The organism is Chitinophaga sp. Cy-1792 (assembly GCF_011752935.1).
GTDB lineage: Bacteria > Bacteroidota > Bacteroidia > Chitinophagales > Chitinophagaceae > Chitinophaga.
In genome coordinates this window covers 2,098,066-2,118,401 of record NZ_VWWO01000001.1, presented here as the reverse complement: position 1 = coordinate 2,118,401, position 20,336 = coordinate 2,098,066, and the positions used below count along the sequence as shown (strand labels likewise).

Sequence of the window (20,336 nt, the reverse complement as noted above, 5' to 3'; positions counted from 1 at the left end):
TACTGGCGGAGAGATTGACCATTGTTACACAGTTGACATGCGCGAAAACAGAGAAATAAACGCTTTGTTCCACCTGTTGGATGATCCGGATCAGGAAGTTTTTGATACCGTTGCCAATAAGATATTACTCTATGGCAAGGAAATCATTCCTAACCTGGAAAACCTGTGGGAGAATACAGTTGAGGAATCAATACAGGAGCGAATAGAACTGCTTATCCACCGGGTACATTACCAGGACCTGCAAGGCGCCCTGCGCGCCTGGAGTCAGCTGGAAATGCCGGAATTACTGGAAGGTGCCATTCTCATTGCCAAATATCAGTTCCCTGACTTGTCGCCCACCCAGGTAATGACAGAGATAGAACGTATCAAACGTAATATCTGGCTGGAACTAAATAATTATCTGACTCCACTGGAACAGATCAATGTGCTGAACAGCATGATATATAACTATTTCGGCCTGAAAGGAGAAGAAGTCTCCTACCAGCGCAAGAACCAGTTCTTTATCAACCAGGTGATAGAGTCTAAAAAAGGCAATCCTTTTACCAACGGTATCATTTACCAGGCACTGTGCAGTATGCTCGATCTGCCGGTATATGCCGTTAATATTCCCCGTCAGTTCATACTGGCCTATTTCGACTCCTTCGTGGATTTCTCGGAGCCAATAGAACCAGACGACTACAGGATACTGTTCTTTATAGATCCCATCCAGGGACAGATCTACACCCAGCAGGATGTAGACACCTACCTGAAAAGGGTTTCAGTACCTTCTGTGCCTAGTTATTTCAAGCCACAGTCTAACAAAAGAGTGATTCAGTTGCTCATAGATGAGCTGGCGAAATGCTTTAAAGAGGATAAAGACAGGTACAGGCAGGATGAGTTAGCTAACCTGAGCAGTATGCTGGAGGATTAAATCGATTATTTCCCGGCGGTAGCCGCCGCGCTTCGCGCGGAAATTTGATATTATTTTAAGCCGATAGCTTCGCTATCGGCTTTTTCGTTCCGCCCCTCCGGGGCGGGGAACGCTTCGCTTAGCAGCGACAAAGGAGGATGTATCTTGTGTATGGTACAAATTAAAAAGTCCATCGACTAGCGATGGACTTCTCAATTTCTTGCAAGAAAGATATTATTATAAAATAATCTCTTACTTAGCAGCTGGAGCAGCAACAGCAGCAGAATCAGCAACTGGAGCTTTAGCAGCAGTGTCAACAGCAGCAGAAGAATCAGCTGGAGTTGCAACTGGAGCAGCAGCCATAGTGTCTACTGGCGCAGTAGCAGTTGAGTCAGTAGAAGCAGATTTACCACCATTACAAGCTACGAAGAACATACCAGCAGCGATTGCGAATACAAATACTTTTTTCATTTTGTGTTGTTTATAGTTTTTTAAAACCGGCGCAAAGGTATTAATAAAATTCAAATTACAAAATATTAATACCTACAACTGCAATATTATTTCTTTCTGAAGAAGATCTTGATTGGCACTCCTTTAAAGTCGAAATGGCTACGGAGCTGGTTTTCCAGGTAATTTCTGTATGGCGCCTTGACATCGTCAGGGAGGTTACAGAAAAACGCAAATGCTGGCGTATGCGTAGGTATCTGCGTTACGTACTTGATACGGATAGGCGTACCACGAACCACCGGCGGATGGTATGCTTCAATTGCTTTCAGCATCACATCGTTCAACTTAGAAGTCTGGATTTTACGGGTACGGTTCTCGTACACTTCCAGGGCTACTTCAATCGCTTTGAAAATACGCTGCTTTTCAGTTACGGAAGTAAAGATGATTGGCACATCAGAGAATGGAGCAAGACGGTTTTTCAACTCTTTTTCGTAATCTCTGGCAGTATTGGTCGCTTTCTCCATGAGATCCCACTTGTTCACCAGCACCACAATACCTTTTCCTTTTCTTGCGGCCAGGCTGAAAATATTCAAATCCTGTGCCGTGATACCTTTTTCAGCATCTAACAACAGCATTACCACATCTGCCTCATCCAGCGCTTTAATGGCACGGATGACAGAGTAGAACTCCAAATCCTCCTGTACCTTGGTTTTGCGGCGGATACCAGCAGTATCTATCAACATAAATTCTTTCTGGAACATGTTGTAGTGTGTGTGGATGGTATCGCGGGTAGTGCCGGCAATATCAGACACAATGTTGCGTTCTTCCCCAATCAGTGCATTCAACAGGGAAGATTTCCCCACATTTGGCTGACCAATGATGGCAATTTTAGGAATATCATTTTCCATAGTAGCCTCACCCATATCGTCTGTGATGTGAGAAACCACATCATCCAACAACTCACCGGTACCACTTCCACTCATAGAAGAGAGGAAGAATATATTTTCGAAGCCAAGACTATAAAATTCTGTTGCTTCCAGCTGACGTTGCTGGTTATCTACTTTATTTACTACCAGGTAAACCGGTTTGGCGCTACGACGCAGCAAGTCTGCCACTTCGCTGTCCAGGTCAGTAATACCAGTAGTTACATCCGTCATGAAGATGAGCAGGTTTGCTTCCTGCATAGCAATCTTCACCTGTTTGCGGATTTCGCGTTCGAAAACATCATCACTGCCGGCAACAAATCCACCGGTATCGATCACGTTAAAAGTTTTGCCGTTCCAGTCTGCAATACCGTACTGACGATCACGGGTTACACCGCTCTGGTCATCAACGATAGCTTTACGCTGTTCCAATAAACGGTTAAACAATGTTGACTTACCCACGTTCGGACGTCCAACAATAGCAATGGTAAATCCTGCCATAATAATTTTATTAAATGATTTTCGTAATCACCTGCCAGCTTGACTAAATAGTAGATTTTTGCGAATTCATAAATCGTAACCTTCGGTTACGATTTGGTTTGTTCCGCGCTCCGCGCGGTGGTCGCTTCGCGTAAATCACCATCAGTTTTCTCTCACAGGAATTTATTAATGATTAATACCCGTATTCTTTCAAAAAGAGATCATTGTCGCGCCATTTACCTCTTACTTTAACAAACAGTTCGAGGAATACTTTGCGTTCAATGAATTTCTCAATATCCTGACGGGCCCTGGTACCGATCTCACGGATAGACTTTCCTTTTTCTCCAAGGATGATGGCTTTCTGTGATTCTCTGGTAACAATTATTTCAGCAGTAATTTTTGTCAGCGTATCCTTTTCCTGGAACTGCGTAACGATTACTGTAGTATGATAAGGAATCTCTTCTTCGAAGAGCTGGAAGATTTTTTCACGGATCATTTCTGCTACAAAAAAGCGTGTAGACTTATCCGTTAAAGTATCTTCCGGATAGAATGCGTTCGCTTCAGGAAGCATTGCTACGATTGTAGCCAGCAGCTCTTTCACGTTTTTCTGCTGTTTGGCGGCAATAGGTACTACCGCTTTTGCTTTACCCCACTCGTTACATTTTGCTACCAGCTGTTCCATCTCTTCTTTAGAGAGATTATCCATTTTGTTGAGGATAAGAATGCTGGGTACTTTTAATTTAAGCGAGTTGAAGAGTTCGAGATTTTCTTCGAGGTTATCACGACAGTCCATGATCAGGAGGGCTACGTCAGCATCTTCCAGCGCTGATTTCACGGCACCCATCATTTTCTCGTGCAGTTTATATTTAGGGTCGATGATACCAGGAGTATCAGAAAATACGATCTGGTAGCCAGGTTCGGTGAGTACACCTGTAATACGATGTCTGGTAGTTTGTACTTTAGGCGAGATAATAGCAAGTTTTTCGCCCATGATGGCGTTTAACAACGTACTTTTTCCCGCATTGGGCTTACCAAAAATATTTACAAAACCTGCTTTATGCATCATATCCCTATTTAAAAAATTGTTTCCCCCGAGTGAATTCACACATTGCCCTACAAGGAGCTGAAAGGCAAAGATAGCGCCTTCGGCGCTTATTCTATTTTATCATCTCTATAAAGAGATCATCAAACACCAACTGGAAAGGCAGCGCTTGTACCAATAAAAAAAGCCTTCTCTACTGAGTAGAGAAGGCTCTCTTTTTTGTAGCGAGGAGCGGATTCGAACCACTGACCTTCGGGTTATGAGCCCGACGAGCTACCTCTGCTCTACCTCGCAATGAGGGTGCAAAGATAGGATAATTTCAATTGCCACCAAATATTTTTGAATAAAATCAAAAAATATCTTCATAACTAATTGATTAATAGTTGAAATACCATAATGCAGAAATGGATCAGGCGGGTTAATTTACCGCTCAGAACGGTAAATCATCGGCTGGTAATTCCTGTTCAGGAACACTCACCAGCTCCGGCGGCGTAGTAGCGATGGCTACCTTTTTACGTTCTTCGTCCTTGCGGCTGAGTAGCTGAAGCTGCAGCACCTTTAGCCGCAAAGCACCGCCGATAGCACCAGTATTATTACTGATATAGCCCTCCACCCGGGGAGCACCTTCTACGAATACCATCGTGCCCTGTTGCAGATAAGGCGCCATATTATTGCGCTCCCACAGGCTGCAGTCCACCCAGGTAGTACGCTCCTGTAAAATGCCGGCAGCGTTCTTGAAACGCTCATTCACCGCAATGGTAAAGTTTAAAACAGCAACACCATTTACCTCACGTACAATGGCATCACGGCCCAAATGGCCAATCAACTGAAGTTTAATCATCTCAATAACTGATTAATTGGTTAACAAAAAAATTATTGACGATGACACAGGGAAGACATTGAAAATACCTAAAAATCCTAACCGGAAAAAATATTTTATTTTTTTCGTGTATACCTGCATACCTTTGTAACGGAAATCGGCTTTACTGCCGTTTTCACATGGGGTGCCTTACTTTCAGGCTGAGATCACACCCAAAGAACCTGGACCAGGTAATGCTGGTTAGGAAAGTGAAAAACAGAAATATATACTTATACATGAAACAGTTACTGTTGTGGGTACTGCTGGGTACAGCAGGTATCGTACAGGCGCAATCCGTCGTAACCGGTACCGTTACAAACAAAACAAACGGCCAGCCACTAGAAGGAGTATCCGTATCTGTCAACCAACACGGATCACTTACCGATAACAAAGGACACTTCAGCATTCAGCTGAAAAAGAAAGGCAATTATAAACTGCAGGCCAGCTATATCGGATTTAAGCCTTATACTGTCAGCATTAACGCCGACGACAATACGAAAGTCGATTTCTCTTTGGAAGAAACCGGCCTCTTCGTAAAACAGGTAGAGATCAGCAGCCTCCGCGCAGGGAAGAATTCTCCCTTCGTCAACAGCACCCTTTCTGCTGAAGAAATCAAGAAAGAAAATCTTGGCCAGGACCTGCCCATACTGCTCAACCAACTCCCTGCCGTAGTGACCAACTCCGACGCAGGTACCGGTATCGGCTATACGAATATGCGCGTGCGTGGTTCTGATATCACCCGCATCAACGTAACCGTAAACGGTATTCCTATCAATGATGCGGAATCACAGGGAACCTTCTTCGTGAACATGCCCGACTTCGCCAGCTCTGTCAGCAGTATTGAACTGCAACGTGGCGTAGGTACTTCCACCAACGGCGCAGGCGCCTTCGGTGCCACACTCAACCTCAGCACCAATGAGTACCACGACAAAGCCTACGGAGAACTCAGCAACAGCTTTGGTTCTTTCAACTCCTGGAAAAATACTGTCAAAGCAGGTTCCGGACTGATCAACGACCACTTCACCATCGATGCACGTCTTTCCAGAATATCCTCTGACGGATATATCGACCGCGCTTCATCTGACCTGAAATCGTTTTATACCTCCGCAGCATATATCTCCAAAAAAACTGCTATCCGCTTAAATATCTTCTCTGGTAAAGAAAAAACTTACCAGGCATGGTATGGCGTTCCGGAAGCCTTACTAAAAACAGACCGCACCTATAATCCCGCAGGTACAGAGAAACCAGGTGCTCCTTACGATAATCAGACAGATAACTATCAACAGGACCATTACCAGTTATTCCTCAACCAGGAAATCAACAGCCACTTTAACTTCAACGTGGCCGGGCACCTTACCCGCGGCCGTGGCTACTATGAGGAATACAAAGGCCAGCAGGCATTGGCGGATTACGGCTTACAACCTGTTCACATCAATGGCGCTACCATCGATACTACTGATTTAGTCCGTCAGCTCTGGTTAGACAACTATTTCTACGGCGGCATTTTCTCACTGAACTATACAGCGGAAAAATTCAACTGGAGTCTGGGTGGTGGCTGGAACCGCTATGAAGGCCAGCATTACGACAAAGTAATCTGGGCATACACCGGCATCGACAAAGATTATGAATACAACCGTTTTCCGGCAGATAAAAATGATTTCAACATCTACTGGAAAGGACAATATAAAATCACCAGCGCGCTGCAAGCCTTTGCAGATATGCAATACAGGAACGTGCGCTATAACATGAATGGCTTTGAATCTGCACCTGATTACAAGCCACACGTGAATTATAACTTCTTCAATCCTAAAGTAGGACTGAACTATTTCATCAATCCGGCTAACCGTTTATTCGCCAGCTTTGCAATAGGTCACAAAGAGCCTAACCGCACCGACTTTGAATCCAACATCGGTGCCAACGAGCCTAAGCCTGAAATGCTCCGCGACCTCGAAGCCGGTTACAGCTGGAGCGGCCGTAAAGCTAGTTTACAGGCCAATGTATACTACATGAATTACAAAAATCAGTTAGTACAAACAGGAAAGCTGAATGACGTAGGCGCCTATGTACGTACCAATATTCCTAAAAGCTATCGCCTGGGAGTTGAAGTACAAGGAAACGTGAAATTCAATGAGGTATTCAGTTTCAGCGCTAATGCCGCCTTGAGTCAGAATAAAGTACTTAACTTCAGCGGTGTATACTACGATGCTAACTACGACGCACATACGCTGGAATTCGGTAACACCAATATTTCCTTCTCCCCTGCTTTCGTAGGTGGTTATATGTTTACTGCGAAGCCTATCAAAAATCTGAATATAGACCTGTTAGGAAAATATGTGAGCAGACAGTATATGGATAATACCGGCAACAAGGCCAGCAGCCTGAATCCTTACTTCGTCAGCGATCTGCGTTTTAACTATATCATTCCGCAGCCGCTGTTCCGTGAACTGGGCGTACAACTGATGCTGAACAATATCTTTAATAATCTCTACGAGCCTAACGGAAGTACCTATGGTACCTATGTAAATGGCAAAGTACAACCAGATAATTACTATTACCCGATGGCAGGATTTAACTTCTTCTTTGGGGTGAATATAGGTTTTTAACCAGACCATATCCTAACCCCAGATACAAAAAACTCCTGCCAGTATTTGGCAGGAGTTTTCTTTTGCGATAAACAACATACTATCACAAGCTAACATAATCCGGAAATATCAATGGATAATCCGGTGATACAAAGGCATTCTTTTTAGTATATTCCTTACCTAGCGTAATTAATTTCTTTCCTGAAACCGGACAACACTTCCAGGTAAATTCATCTGTTACTGATCTATCTATATCAAACCAGAAAAATACTGCTTTAGTCTCCAAATCCTCATTTAACTTAATCAACGCTGCTATCATTGATTTATTAATTTCATTGGAGATATCATAAATAGCATTGTTATCATTGTCCAGCCATTGGCGGTATGCCGCAGTATATCTTACTTTCCACTGATGTAGATGAATATGTTTTTTAAGATGACTATATAAACTATCATTTGCAGCAACCGGGCTTTCATCCTTCGCACGAAAAATAATCTCATCTTCTGCCGGTAGCCACATCAGTGTATATATCTGCTTATTATTTTGATTGAAATTAACCACAACTTATACTGTTTGATATCTTAGTAAGTAACAATAACATACCTTAATAATTATTTACCATGTGAACTACCTCCGCTGTGAGTTTCTTACTGATCTCTTCCTTACTAGTTAATTGGTATTTAAAGCCTTTGTATTTAATACTGCAGAAATTAAATCTTCTTCCATCTTTGAAACAGATAGTAAAATAGGAAGTTCCTGGCAACCAGAAAACCGTTTGCATACCTTCTATTCTATCAAACAAATCGATATCTAATCTTTGTACAGGTTTGAAAATATGTTCAATCACAAACATCTTTTCCTGAATTTTCACATTATAGAAGTCTGCATAAAATTTAAATCCCAGCCATAAAAGTAATATAACTATTGCCAGGATAAGACCCACATAAAAATGAAAATCAAAGATAAAACAGGCGCCGAAAAGTACTATAATAAAGGCACTAAAGCCTAAATATCCTTTTTGGTTATCAATACTTATATCATCCAGGGTATAGTTATTCATTATTCTTCCTCCTTATATTTTATTTTGATACCTGCTTTCAAACGTATATCCTATCAAGTTATCAAGGAAAATCACCGGCAGTCATCATCCATATCCAATATCGGGAATTAACCTTGTAAATTTTTACGTAAATTTGCTAACATCCGTTGTACTGTTACTTTAGATACTTTTCACATGCGACCCATATACCTGATTCTAATAAGTCTGTCTGTCATAGCTATTTCTGCCAACGCTCAGGAGCAAGTGCTGGCGCAAAAAGACAGCATCGTAAATAAAACAATAGATCTCCCTAACAAATACTACAGCACTGTTTCCAAAAAATCAGATGCCTTAAACCGGCAGCTGACCAAACGCACTGCGAAAGCCCTTAACCAGATGTCCCGTTATGAGGAGCAGATGAAAAAGCGTATGGCGAAACTGGATTCAGTTAATGCGCAAAAGCTCTTTAATGATAGTGAACAGCAGTTTGCTGCGCTGAAAGATAAACTGAAAGCCAAAACAGATAAGATTCCGGGAAAGAAATTACTGGGGAATAGTTTAGGTGTAGACTCTCTTTTCAATACACTCAGCTTCCTGAAGCAATCCAATATTTCTGCGGATAAAGTCCCGGCATTGAACGGCAGCCTGAAATCAGTAACAGCACTTCAGGATAAACTGGCCATATTGGAGGAAGCCAAAGCGTTTATGCAGCAGCGTAAACAGTTACTCAACGGCCAGCTGGGCAATATGCCAGATATGGCAAAGAGTCTGCAGGGCATGAACAAGGAAGCCTATTACTATGGTCAGCAGGTGAAAGAACTGAAGGAATCTTTCAGTGATAAAAAGAAAATTGAGAAGAAAGCCCTTGAACTGGCGCAAAAAGTTCCTGCCTATAAAGATTTCATGGCGAAGCACAGCTACCTCGCAAGTCTGATGGGTATAGATGCAGGCGGAAGCAGCGCCACTCCTGATCTTGCAGGGCTTCAGACACGCACGCAGGTAGAACGCCTTATTCAGCAACGCCTGGGAAGCGGCCCTAATGCCGCATCAGCGGTCAGCAGTTCCATGGCAGAAGCACGCGCTAAAATGGACGATCTTAAAAAGAACTTCCCAGGACTCGACAATGCCGGCGAAATGCCCAACTTCAAGCCTAATGAAATGAAATCCAAAACATTCCTGCAACGACTTGAATATGGCGGAAATATACAGTTCCAGCGTAACACCAGCTTTTACCCTACCACCAGCGATATCGCAGGGCAGGTTGGTTATAAGTTCCATAAAAACGGGGTTATCGGATTGGGTGCCGCCTATAAGCTTGGTATGGGACAAGGGTTTAACCACATCGCCTTCAGCAGTGAGGGAATAGGCCTTCGCTCCTTTGTAGACTGGAAACTGAAAAACACCTTCTTCCTGAATGGTGGCTATGAACAAAATTACCAGCCGGTTACCCTGAGCGCTATACCAGGCTTGGCGCAGTGGACACCAGGCGGGTTAATAGGTATAAAAAAGAAATATAAGGTAAGTTCCAAAGTAAAGGGTGATGTATCACTACTATTCGATTTCCTATATTCTTCACATATACCTAATACTGATCCCATTAAACTGAGGATGGGGTATAATTTCTAAGACTAATTATAACACTAGCCCAAACTGTTAATGCTAAAGCCAAATCCCTTTTTTTCTTTAAGATCAATTAACATCTGCCAGAATGACTCGCCACCGTCATCCACCTCTATTATCTGGCTTGAAAGGGGAAAGGGGTAATTTGAAAGTAACGCATTCACCCAAATTACTTTATGTCCTGATTTATCAAAAAATCCAACATACTGTCGTTTATACATTTTTAAATGGGCACAAATATGCAATTTGTAGCTTGACGTTTTTTCTTCCTCTTCCAATTGTAACTTTACAATACGCTCCACTATCGCTATTTCAGCCGGTGTTGGCGTAAACCGACCACGTGCTTCCTCAAAAACCCACTTTTCCACTTTTTTGAAAGACGCCGGGAATATATATCCTTCATAGTCTGGCTCTTTTATATGACCGGCCTGACCTAAAACGCAATTACTAACAAATAGTAAGATTAAAACTAAACACTTCTTCATCCGATAATTATTTCAAGCATTAAGTTCCTTTACAAGACCCTCTGATTCCCCTTCCAACTCTTCAAAACATCCATATAGAAAAGCTTAAATTCTTTTCTCCCCCCACCTACACTTACCTTGAAACTGCTGCCGTTATTCATTGTAACCAGAATATAAGGGGAATAGGTAAGTCCTGCATTATAAACAGTATCCATCGACTTTATATCCTTGTAAAATGCAGTTTTTATGACGTTCTTTGTGCTGTCTCTGGAATCGATCCAGTACATCGCAATTCGTTTTTCTGTAAAAAAGTTCCCGGCATAGCTTTTCTTGTATTCAGAATAGAATTTAATCACCTGCTCATCTTTATCAAGAATACCCAGTGCACCTATACGCTTTATATCAGCAGCCGAGAGGTCATTCCCCTGAATAAGGTGATTACAGGAAACTAATAATCCGGCAACCAGGATGCCGCAAAAAATATATCTCATTAAATACTTAATTATCATTGCTCATTTTCCTCCTGTATCTGCTCCTGAACAAAATCATATAAACTAAATGGATCCTCTCCCTGCGGATCATCGGCAGGTTTCTCTTCCATCAGCTTATTATTGTGCCACCAGCGTACAACCGTTTCTTCAAGAAAAATAAACTGCTCATAGGTTGTTTTTATCACTTTAACTTTGTGTGATTCAAATATTGGTCGGTTGTATAGCATATCCTTAGCTGTATAATAAACCACCTTTCCGTCTTTCAGGTAAAATTCATATACCGACTTCCCTAACTCCCCATAAAACACCACATGTAATTTGACGGTATCCGTAGCAGCAATGTAGGCAATTGCCTCCCCCATTTCTGCAGATCCTTTAATGATGGTGGTAATCTTTTTCGTGGACTTCAGATATTTGTCCGTACTATCTTTATAATCTAAAATTGTCTGTATATACATGGTAACGCCCATTGGTGTGAGCGCCGGCAATGGCGGGCTGTTCCTGGAAGTGGAGTCTTCTACCACTTTCACCAGCGAATGACTATCTGTTGGCAACATGGTATCGACTCTCCACGTAGTTTTCTCCTTCCTGACGTTATTACCACAAGCGGTTAACAGTATTGAAATTACCGGTACATAAAATAAATAATACTTCCTGTACACCATAGTAGTGGAATATTTTGAGATTGGCTATAAACGTAGATGAAAACAAAAGGTAATAAATTAAATGAAAGATATCCGATGCTTTACACTACTGGATAAGATGCAAGGGAATAAACTACAAAATACTATTAAACAGATCATCTCCAATCATCGAGTCTCTTCACCTCAAGCCATTTTTAAACTTCAATATGCGGGATATTAAAAATGACAATGATTAAATATACAATCAAAAATGGCAGGGTAAAGGAAAAAAGCACTAAGAAGACTGATAATATCATCCCTGTTATACGCTTTCCCACGGATGCTGTTTCATAGTGTTTTAATATTTCTTCATATCGGCGTTTCCGATAAAAATAACGTTTATTAAAAATACTAACCGCTATCATTAATACACCAAATGCAGACAAAGCTGCAATAAGGGAATATGTTGCCATTAACACACCAAAACATATGGGACCTGCCAATACCATTAATAAAAACATATCCATGTAAACCTTTCCGGAATAGCTGGCATCCCCGGAGCCAAATTTTTTGGCAAAAAACGTTAAATGTGCAAAAAGATAATTGTAAAAATTCATGTTAGACCATATCTGGCAGCATTCATTTCGGTGTAGCCCATTTCACCATCAGACCAAAAAAAAGACCGATGTCAGCTCTATTTACCATGTGTTTATATTAAACTATAATTCTCCACAACATACAAATCAATATGCGGATATGCATCACCAATATGATTAATAACCCGTTTTACCTCTTCCCAGTCCAGCTTTCCCAAACCTGCGCCTATTCTTGGTAATGCGATGTTATCCACGCCTGCCGTAGTTGCTTCTTTCATCATTTTATCAAGCCCCTGCGTAACAGTATCTAAAGTAGCCGGGGTTGTCCAGCTTTTCTGTGTACCTACGTTAAATACATAACCGTCCTGGTATTTGTAGGTAAATACGTCTCCGGGTTTAAAATTACCCGTTTTGCAAAGCTGTTTATAGCTGAGATACATTTCCGGAAATTTCTCCTTAAATGCGACTGCAATGCCTTTTCCCATGGCACCTGCACAATTACAGCCATGTGCATAGTTTTTTGTTTCCGGTAACTGGAAGATATCTCCTGTCGGTATGTAATGAATCATTGAATCTGTTTTGATCTCGGAGTTGGTCAACAAATATGCTCCTGCACTTATTATAAAGGGTTAAGATATCTGCTAAAGATATAGATTTTTAGTTAGATGGATATACTTGCATTTAACATTTCTACCGATGAATTTCTATCTCACATCTTACAAAACAATATTTATACAATGTTAAAATTAGCGCTAACCGCTCATACTGTTACCCTGTTAAAACGCAGTAATACAATCAATTTCAATCAGTTTCATCCTTAGTCCAATTAGTTAAAACCCCTGAGAATGCTCATTTTAACAACCTAATAGTGGAAATTTGTGGTGTAAATAGATTCGATTCATCTAAATCTTATGATCATGAAAAAGGTGATGGTTTATTTATTCGCAGCTGGAATGGGATTTACAACAATAAGCTTGATCCCATCACATGCGAACGCTAACTCCGGCCGTCATGAAATGAAAAAAGAAGCCAGAGCAGAAAGGAAGGCAGAGAAAAAAGAACGTAAAGCCAGTCATTATGTTTACATGAATGATAACAGTTACTGGTACCCAAGAGCTGCCCTTCCTGTAACGGAAGCATATGTACCCCAGGATGTAATCAGTACTTTTGAAAACAAGTACGGTAGTGCCCTGTATGATATTACTCCGTTAAAATCCATGAATGGTATGGATCGTTATAATGTGCGCCTGATAAACAATGGCGTTGTTGAGGCCATCACAGTAGACAATACAGGTGCGCCTGCCATGTAAAATACGAAGTTCCTATCCGTGAATATTGTGGCCTTCCGCTTTGGCGGAAGGCTTTTTTATGCAAAAATATTGAAGAAAGGAGGCCACTTTCATACACAAGCCACAATAACCTGGACACAACATCCTGAATTTACAGACTCATTTGGAAACATTATCACCATAGATTTCTGTTAGGTGAGACTATGCACTTATTACATCTGTTTATCTTCCGTACACATCAATCTCTTTCTCCATTCTCATAATGATAATGCTCTTGACCTGCTGATGTAAACTTACCAATGAACAATGAAGTAGTGTGTTCCTCCTTCTTTACATGAAACATCCCTTCTTTAACTGCCCAATCATAAACTCCAGTATTAATTGGATATTGGGTCAGTACGCCAGTCAATTTATTGGTCCTAATCCAATTTTCAGCAAGTATTAATTCCGTAAATACCCCAGATGCAAAGCGCCCCATTTCTCCATTAAAAAGCCAAACGAATTCCATAAACTATTTTTTTATTGTCTATTGTCTATTATAGTTATACCAGCGCCCAATCTTTTTCAATGCACTGCGAATATCTGATTTAAATTCATTTACAAATTTTTGTTGAGTAGGTGTCAACTCTGGAGATCCATCAGTTGGTTTTCCATTTTGCCCAACTTTAGTTTCTGGCCCCCCTCCCTTTACATGTACGTGTGGAGGACCATGATCTCCACTTCTCGTATAATGCTCTGCCTTTACTTTCCCATTATCTGCCACTGTTTTTGATGGCAGAGTAGGTTCTGTATATTTCCCTCCTGATTTAGTGGTACCTCCTTCAGAAAACTTAATCGGTGTAGCCAAATTTTTTACAGAAACTACAGTTGCAACTGTTCCATGGATTAATGCGGGAACTGCAATAGGAGTCGCTACACCTACAGTTAATACTTCGTCAACTCCAGAACCGAGAACTTCAATGGCACCTTGAATAGTACTATATGCATCTGCCCCTTTTTGGCCAATTTGGTAGGCTATTGCATTATTTCCCGTCAACCCAGTTTCACTAAAGTATTTGCGGCCTATACCCGCCGTAAATTGATTAGTTACGTATGCATTTCCGGCCCCCAAAGCAGCAGAGATAATTTGATCTTTGACATTTATTACCGCCTGTTGCAACCTACCCCACAAACCATCATCGGGCTCATCTCCTAAAAAGTCTTTATATCTAATTGGGTTGTTGAAATTTGAGGCATAAGGAGACCACATCTCCATCTCATCTATCTTCGGATCTATCTGGTTCCACCTGCCAATCTGAGAATCAAGATTCCTAAACTGCGCATCATATATCAAGGTCTAATTCACTCGTATACGCTATCCCATTATACTTCTTACGGTTCTCAGGATAATTACACACCTTCAACACCGTCGAACTTATCCCCGCCATTGTCAACCCAAAAGGATAATAGTGCGTTTCCTCCAGTACCTGTCCTGCAGCCTGCGTTACCACCAGGTTATCGAAGAACACTTCCTGCTCTTTTTTTATAATGTCTCCTCTGTCATTACCATATTATCCAGACCTGGCTGTTATAATTGATCGGGCACTACAACCTAAAATAAGTAGAATAAGAAAATTGAAATTGTATTCATAATCCCATAGGTTTCAAACAGGCATCGCAAAATAGGAATAATTGATGCATACTAGTTCATATATACACTTATCTTCCCAGTGAACTTAAAATAAAAATCGCAACAGGAAGTCCCTGATGCGATTTTTATTTTAAAAGTAATTGAAGAAGAGTACTTTGATTTTCATTCATGCATGAAAAAGATACTATAAAGCAGTTAGCATTATTTTCAGTTGCAGCTTATGAAGCTCTTCAGGTTTTGTGTGAGATTTCCACCTTTATCCTTATACTTCGGGAGGTGGCTCATTTCCATTCTATTGTGAGCTCAGCAGACTTCCGGCAACAAACAGGGACTTCCAGGGTAAGTGTAACACTTTCCATCCATTTTGGCCGCTGTACTTAGGTGGTTATATATAACTCCGCCTTGTATACAGTTTCTGTTCGTCGGCTTAGATGGTTGCCGCCAGCGGCCTTCAGATTCCACCTTACTATGGGCCCTTGCTATTAACTAATGCTTCCAACTGCAAAGCGTATTTGGGACTCTCACCCTAGAGCAACTACTACATGCCTTCCACACCCACACCCTATTGCTGCGGGTATATTATTGTTAGCTTTGTTACATATCAATATTACATAGGATAATCAACCTTCCAGGGATATGTAAATTTACAAGGCTCTATATCTATCACTTTCAAAATATCATATATTTCCTCTTCCGTATTTGCATAATATTTCTTCAAAAATAGTATATCCTCATCTGCGATGTCATAGTCAATTCCTGCACCTATTTTTATTTCTCTTTCTAAAACAATCCATTTATTTTCATAACGAACCTGTCTTAGGTGATCATATTCAGGTAAACGCAGTATGCCTACCCATCGACGACAGCCAGCTATTGATGCCTTTGCTTCAGCAACAATTACCTCTCCCATTCTAAATCTATTATAAATCGTAAGTTGAAACTTTGTCATAAAAAATTACTCAAAAAATATTCTTAAAACGCCACCATCTTCTAAATGAACTTGTAAATGCATAATATTTCCATGGGGATTACTACGAGAATGGTTTACCAGCCAGCCGGTTTCATCAAATACATCATCCCAGTGATAATGCATGGTTTTGCTATTAAAATACTGCTTAGCCGCAGGCCCATTAAATGCACTTGAATTTTTATAACCAGCGCCATTAAAAAGTCCTAAAAAAAGCTCTTCAGCTTCTGCTCTAGTCTTTACAAATATACTTAATTTACCACTGGCAATTTCCTTCGCCGCAAGCGATACTGATTTAGATGACCATTTAAATGTTTTTAGAATTCTTCGGCCACTTGCTACCAAATTGATTCCTTCAAAGTCAACAAAAGCCAACTCCTCCGGAACTATAAATGCTAAAGGCGTTATCCGTTTTGTTAAACGGCCATCAAGATCAACATCTCTTCCATAAAGGGATCTTCCTCCAAATATTAAAGTTTTAAATAAACCTTGGGATGGCATTACTTTCCACCCAAACCCATAAGTAATTCCAAATCCAACATTACTCCAATCTTGGTGCGTAGAGCTTGGAGATACAGCGTATGTAGGCAATTGAACTACATCCGAGTTCGGCTTAAAGTCTGACCAAACTTTTGGAAGATCCTGGTATCGCGTCGTATCATCCCCAAACATGTCGCTCATCCCAATGGGATTATTCATTGTATGGTTATACGGCGAATAATCTTCATACTTAGTAGCTTTGGGGTCTATCTGCCACCACCTACCTACCTGCGGATCAAGGTTCCTGTACAATGCATCATACTGATTCAAATCCAAATCAGTCGTATGTTCTATGCCATTAAACTCATTACGGTTCTTTGAATATTGTGTACCCTTCAACGCAGTCGCACTTATCCCCGCCATCGTCAACCCAAACGGATAATAATGCGTCTCTTCAATTACCGGACCGGTGGCATGTGTTACTGCCAGGTTATCAAAGTAAACATCTTCATTACTCTCATTACTAGTGTAAATGTAAACAAATCCACTCTTTTTCATGATGATGTTCCCTGAGCCAAGCACTTGCAGCTGATCGGGCGCTCCCTGTACCTGACGAACACCACTGTTTTCATCTATCAGCTTAAACTGATCATCAAAAGCAGCATAGGTTATATAAGCCTTTGGTTTATCCGATAAATTCTGCCCTGGATCTTTATCTATGAGATGTTGCAGATCCGAACTGGAAAAATTGGACGACAGGTTCATGGAAGAGGTACCAGCACCATGTGCACCACCAACGGCATCCGTACCTCCAAATGCATTCAAAACAGATGCAAGCATCTGCGCCGGCGTAGCATTGTTGACATTTGTACCGGTAGATTTATAAAATGCAGAACCTGCTACTTTCAGTGTATCACCCGCCATTACACGCAACACCAGGGAAGCCCCTACTTTAGCTCCGGAACCAGCATTCAATTTAGAGATGTACTGATTGGGATTTGTAGTACCATCCGTCGGATAACCCGCCGGTAAAGGAGCCCGGGTACTGGCTATATTGCTGAATAACGCTTCTTCCGTGGCGGCCTTCCCAGATTCCATCGTAGCAGCATACAAATTAGTATTGCTCTCTTCTGTAAGTACCTGACGAATATTACCCAGATGATCTTTTATAAAATAATCAAATACGTACTGAGGAGCAGCACCGGCTTTATTAATAACACGTACCCGCCCTTCCTCATTACCAGCAAAACGCAGGCTGTCATTTTCATATACCAGCCCACCGATATAATCAGTTACAGTAGTTCTTGACGCCCCACCTGAATTGTCAATAACTGTTTTGGAAATTTTGGCTCCGGTGGCATCATACTTATATCGAATAATCCCCTTCCCGGTTATTGTAATCTCCACCGGCAAATTCAGGTGATTATAATCTATACTATCAATATTTTTATTAGCATCCTGGGTAAGATTCCCGTTTACATCATAAACATAATCGACTCCCTCATTAGTTCCGTTCTTAAAATCGCCTAGTGGTGCGGAAGTACCACCATTATCTTTAACCGACAATAACTTATTGCTACCGCCCTGATAAGTGTAAGATAAAACATCCACCGGTACAGACTGATTACCAACGAGTCCCATCTGTTTCATTGATCCAATATTCCCATTCGCATCATAAGTGATATCAGAAACATTGAAATTTACACTGTTGTTATTCCAGGTACTATTGCTTCCTTCCTGCTGAGAGAAATCTCCATTAATCAAACGGCTCGCATTATCGTAACTATAGCCAAACGCTCTGGCTGCAGGGTCTGTAAATCCGCGCCATTTTATTCCGGCAATATTGCCGTTGTAGTTTTTGCCAGAAAAACCACCATCATAGGAAAGTACCTGTCCGAAGTAAGCCTTGTCCATAGTGCCACTTTCCACATATGCACGATTCATGGACAACAGCCACCCTCTGATATTGTACTCGAAAGTCTCGGTTGTAATAGGTCTGCCGCTACCCTGCCCCCCCAAAGCATGCTGGCGTAAGGCACCCAGTTCATCATAGGAGTTAGCCGCAATAACACGGGTTAATGTATCCTGATCATTGTATTTCTTCCTCAGCTCTATCAATCTCCCGGCAGGATCGTAATTATAAACTGAAAGTACTGTCAATTGAGGGCTGACACCACTCTTGAGGTTTGTATGACGTTCGTAAACACTGAGCGGCTTAGCTGTAAAATCGTACATCGTGCTCACTACGTCCTTTCCCCCCGTCTGGTTATCACTTACTGATTGAATTACCCTGGCCTTTTCATCATAATAGGTAGTTGTAGTAAGCCAGGTATCTGTGTCAATAATGCGTTTACGCATTCCTGTTACAAGTCCGGCAACATTGTAAGAAACCTTCGACTCTTCCCCCGCATTAGAGGTACCCGCATTGAGTTTGGAAAAATCCCCCGACTGTAAATCAAGTGGTTTTACATAGTCATAATTGTCGTAGAAAGTAAAGGTGAGGGGTGTAAGTTCAGATGATGCAATATTCGGCAATGGATTAGAAATGTTGGTATTAATAACGCCACCATTCAATCCTGAATTAAGCTGAAATAATTGCTCCTCATTTCCACTTTCATATCCCGGCAGGATATCAATTTCTGAGATAGCCTCATAAACGACTCTGTCATTAGTAGCTACCAGCAGCTTATCTATGCCAGGAATGGTATAACTTAACACACCATCAGCTGCAACTTTGTCCATATTGGTTTGCAGGGCGGCCCTGGCTATGCGGTTCAGTGGCTTATAAATAGCAGTTTCTACGGGGCGGTTCATCCCGTCATAAAAGGTAACCATCCATTTGCCCTTATCACGCATATTTCCATCCTGAGAAAACACCAGTCTGTCGCGGTTATCGTACACCATTTCCACTAATCCGGCGCCAGGTATCTTTTTTTCAATCATCCGCTGATGACTATCATAACGATACTGAAAACACAATTCATCTTTGTATGCAGTCACATCCCAGGTACCATCAATCTTTTCCATTGCCAATGGCGGAATAACAAAGGTCAACAACCCTAAGTCATCATAGATATAATAGGTGCACAACCAGCCGGCATGTGCATTACCCGGAGCATTTTGCAACTGTACTTTCTTCAGGATAACATGATCGTCCTTATCTTTAAAAGTAACTACCCGTTTTCCCTCTTCATCTGTAGTTAGATATTTAAACAAGGAACCGGCATCATACTTCCCATTATAAACAGGTATGCCATTTCCCTGTAATTTCCAGATCACCACTGCGTCAGCTACTTCATTCAACAGGTATTGAGTGGTGACAGCTTTCTTTCCGCCACTGGCAGCCCAATTATTCCCCGGCGCATTGGTGCTCAAAATCCTGTTTAATGGAGAGTTTTCATAGGTAGTTTGAGAATAATAAATGGTATCACCCAATATCCCCGGGTTTAAGCTCCTGTTATTGTAAAAAACCTGCTGATCTCCAAAAGGATTATTCTTGAATAAACCATTGGCAGCAGTTGCGGTAGCAGCATAAGGCAGATATTTATATACTTCCCGCCCATACTCATCATATATCACAGGAGAAACCATATCTTTTCCACTGCCACTGCTGCCTTTGGCAACTGTCTGCAGCGGTCTGCCCAACCCGTCAAAGTAGGCAGTAAGCTGTTTCACCTCTGCAATGGTTTTACCTGGATTGACAACTAAAGCGGTATCTTTAATAGGAACTACCGGTTCCCATGTACGCACATAATTGAGTACCGGGTTGGAATATGGTGTTGGTAATGCTACAGGTGTAGCTACCGGCTTCATCTGGTTAACAGGGACATTCTGCTGTGCATATACATGAAAACCAGAAAATAGGAGTACGGTAAAGAATATTCTTTTTATAGGTATAGTCATAAAAAACAGAG

At 41.4% G+C, this 20,336-nt stretch carries 19 protein-coding genes, 1 tRNA gene and 1 riboswitch; of the genes, 4 read left to right on the top strand and 16 right to left on the bottom strand.

What is annotated here, in order from left to right; genetic code table 11:
- The first annotated feature begins 37 nt into the window (after window positions 1-37).
- Window positions 38-910, top strand: a complete 873-nt coding sequence (locus tag F3J22_RS08715) for a transglutaminase-like domain-containing protein (protein ID WP_167016204.1) — start codon at window positions 38-40, stop codon at window positions 908-910.
- A 231-nt stretch (window positions 911-1,141) separates the two neighbouring features.
- Here the strand turns inward: F3J22_RS08715 and F3J22_RS08710 are convergent, their stop codons facing one another.
- The 5 genes from F3J22_RS08710 to F3J22_RS08690 all read right to left on the bottom strand — a co-directional run bounded on the left by F3J22_RS08710 (window position 1,142) and on the right by F3J22_RS08690 (window position 4,622).
- Window positions 1,142-1,414 (bottom strand): hypothetical protein, encoded by a 273-nt coding sequence (locus tag F3J22_RS08710; protein ID WP_167016202.1) that lies wholly within the window; start codon window positions 1,412-1,414, stop codon window positions 1,142-1,144.
- A gap of 32 nt (window positions 1,415-1,446) precedes the next feature.
- Window positions 1,447-2,760 (bottom strand): ribosome biogenesis GTPase Der, encoded by a 1,314-nt coding sequence (der, locus tag F3J22_RS08705; RefSeq protein ID WP_167016200.1) that lies wholly within the window; start codon window positions 2,758-2,760, stop codon window positions 1,447-1,449.
- 172 nt (window positions 2,761-2,932) lie between these two features.
- Window positions 2,933-3,805, bottom strand: coding sequence for a GTPase Era (era, locus tag F3J22_RS08700; protein ID WP_240155024.1), 873 nt, complete (start codon window positions 3,803-3,805; stop codon window positions 2,933-2,935).
- 198 nt (window positions 3,806-4,003) lie between these two features.
- Window positions 4,004-4,075, bottom strand: a tRNA-Met gene (locus tag F3J22_RS08695).
- Window positions 4,076-4,211: 136 nt separating this feature from the next.
- Window positions 4,212-4,622, bottom strand: a complete 411-nt coding sequence (locus tag F3J22_RS08690; protein ID WP_167016198.1) for a single-stranded DNA-binding protein — start codon at window positions 4,620-4,622, stop codon at window positions 4,212-4,214.
- 149 nt (window positions 4,623-4,771) lie between these two features.
- A riboswitch (TPP riboswitch) is annotated at window positions 4,772-4,865 on the top strand.
- An 11-nt stretch (window positions 4,866-4,876) separates the two neighbouring features.
- Between F3J22_RS08690 and F3J22_RS08685 the strand changes: the two genes are divergently transcribed.
- A complete protein-coding gene (locus F3J22_RS08685) occupies window positions 4,877-7,243 on the top strand; it encodes a TonB-dependent receptor (protein ID WP_167016197.1) in 2,367 nt (788 codons plus the stop codon).
- 82 nt (window positions 7,244-7,325) lie between these two features.
- Here F3J22_RS08685 and F3J22_RS08680 read toward each other — a convergent pair whose 3' ends face one another.
- On the bottom strand, window positions 7,326-7,784 hold the full coding sequence (locus F3J22_RS08680; protein WP_167016196.1) for a hypothetical protein: 459 nt from the start codon (window positions 7,782-7,784) through the stop codon (window positions 7,326-7,328).
- A gap of 43 nt (window positions 7,785-7,827) precedes the next feature.
- On the bottom strand, window positions 7,828-8,283 hold the full coding sequence (locus F3J22_RS08675; protein WP_167016195.1) for a hypothetical protein: 456 nt from the start codon (window positions 8,281-8,283) through the stop codon (window positions 7,828-7,830).
- A 174-nt stretch (window positions 8,284-8,457) separates the two neighbouring features.
- Here F3J22_RS08675 and F3J22_RS08670 point away from each other — a divergent pair, with 174 nt between their 5' ends.
- The gene (locus F3J22_RS08670; protein ID WP_167016194.1) at window positions 8,458-9,888 is read left to right on the top strand and encodes a M15 family metallopeptidase; all 1,431 of its coding nucleotides are present in this window, start codon (window positions 8,458-8,460) and stop codon (window positions 9,886-9,888) included.
- A gap of 14 nt (window positions 9,889-9,902) precedes the next feature.
- Here the strand turns inward: F3J22_RS08670 and F3J22_RS08665 are convergent, their stop codons facing one another.
- From F3J22_RS08665 to F3J22_RS08645, 5 genes are all read right to left on the bottom strand, one after another.
- Complete coding sequence (locus F3J22_RS08665) at window positions 9,903-10,367, bottom strand: hypothetical protein (protein ID WP_167016193.1); 465 nt, start codon at window positions 10,365-10,367, stop codon at window positions 9,903-9,905.
- A gap of 29 nt (window positions 10,368-10,396) precedes the next feature.
- The gene (locus tag F3J22_RS08660) at window positions 10,397-10,837 is read right to left on the bottom strand and encodes a hypothetical protein (RefSeq protein ID WP_167016192.1); all 441 of its coding nucleotides are present in this window, start codon (window positions 10,835-10,837) and stop codon (window positions 10,397-10,399) included.
- Between the two features lie 14 nt (window positions 10,838-10,851).
- Window positions 10,852-11,502 carry a hypothetical protein gene (locus F3J22_RS08655; protein ID WP_167016191.1) on the bottom strand — a complete coding sequence of 217 codons (651 nt, stop codon included), beginning with the start codon at window positions 11,500-11,502 and terminating at the stop codon, window positions 10,852-10,854.
- 173 nt (window positions 11,503-11,675) lie between these two features.
- On the bottom strand, window positions 11,676-12,077 hold the full coding sequence (locus tag F3J22_RS08650; protein WP_167016190.1) for a hypothetical protein: 402 nt from the start codon (window positions 12,075-12,077) through the stop codon (window positions 11,676-11,678).
- A gap of 92 nt (window positions 12,078-12,169) precedes the next feature.
- Window positions 12,170-12,625 carry a macro domain-containing protein gene (locus tag F3J22_RS08645; RefSeq protein WP_167016189.1) on the bottom strand — a complete coding sequence of 152 codons (456 nt, stop codon included), beginning with the start codon at window positions 12,623-12,625 and terminating at the stop codon, window positions 12,170-12,172.
- A gap of 348 nt (window positions 12,626-12,973) precedes the next feature.
- Here F3J22_RS08645 and F3J22_RS08640 point away from each other — a divergent pair, with 348 nt between their 5' ends.
- Window positions 12,974-13,366, top strand: a complete 393-nt coding sequence (locus tag F3J22_RS08640) for a hypothetical protein (RefSeq protein WP_167016187.1) — start codon at window positions 12,974-12,976, stop codon at window positions 13,364-13,366.
- A 217-nt stretch (window positions 13,367-13,583) separates the two neighbouring features.
- Here the strand turns inward: F3J22_RS08640 and F3J22_RS08635 are convergent, their stop codons facing one another.
- The 4 genes from F3J22_RS08635 to F3J22_RS08620 all read right to left on the bottom strand — a co-directional run bounded on the left by F3J22_RS08635 (window position 13,584) and on the right by F3J22_RS08620 (window position 20,325).
- Window positions 13,584-13,853, bottom strand: a complete 270-nt coding sequence (locus tag F3J22_RS08635; RefSeq protein WP_167016185.1) for a hypothetical protein — start codon at window positions 13,851-13,853, stop codon at window positions 13,584-13,586.
- An 18-nt stretch (window positions 13,854-13,871) separates the two neighbouring features.
- Window positions 13,872-14,600: a DUF4160 domain-containing protein gene (locus F3J22_RS08630; protein ID WP_167016183.1), complete on the bottom strand. Its 729-nt coding sequence runs from the start codon at window positions 14,598-14,600 to the stop codon at window positions 13,872-13,874.
- Between the two features lie 982 nt (window positions 14,601-15,582).
- The gene (locus F3J22_RS08625; protein WP_167016181.1) at window positions 15,583-15,885 is read right to left on the bottom strand and encodes a hypothetical protein; all 303 of its coding nucleotides are present in this window, start codon (window positions 15,883-15,885) and stop codon (window positions 15,583-15,585) included.
- Between the two features lie 45 nt (window positions 15,886-15,930).
- Complete coding sequence (locus F3J22_RS08620) at window positions 15,931-20,325, bottom strand: DUF6443 domain-containing protein (RefSeq protein WP_167016179.1); 4,395 nt, start codon at window positions 20,323-20,325, stop codon at window positions 15,931-15,933.
- Window positions 20,326-20,336 lie beyond the last annotated feature (11 nt).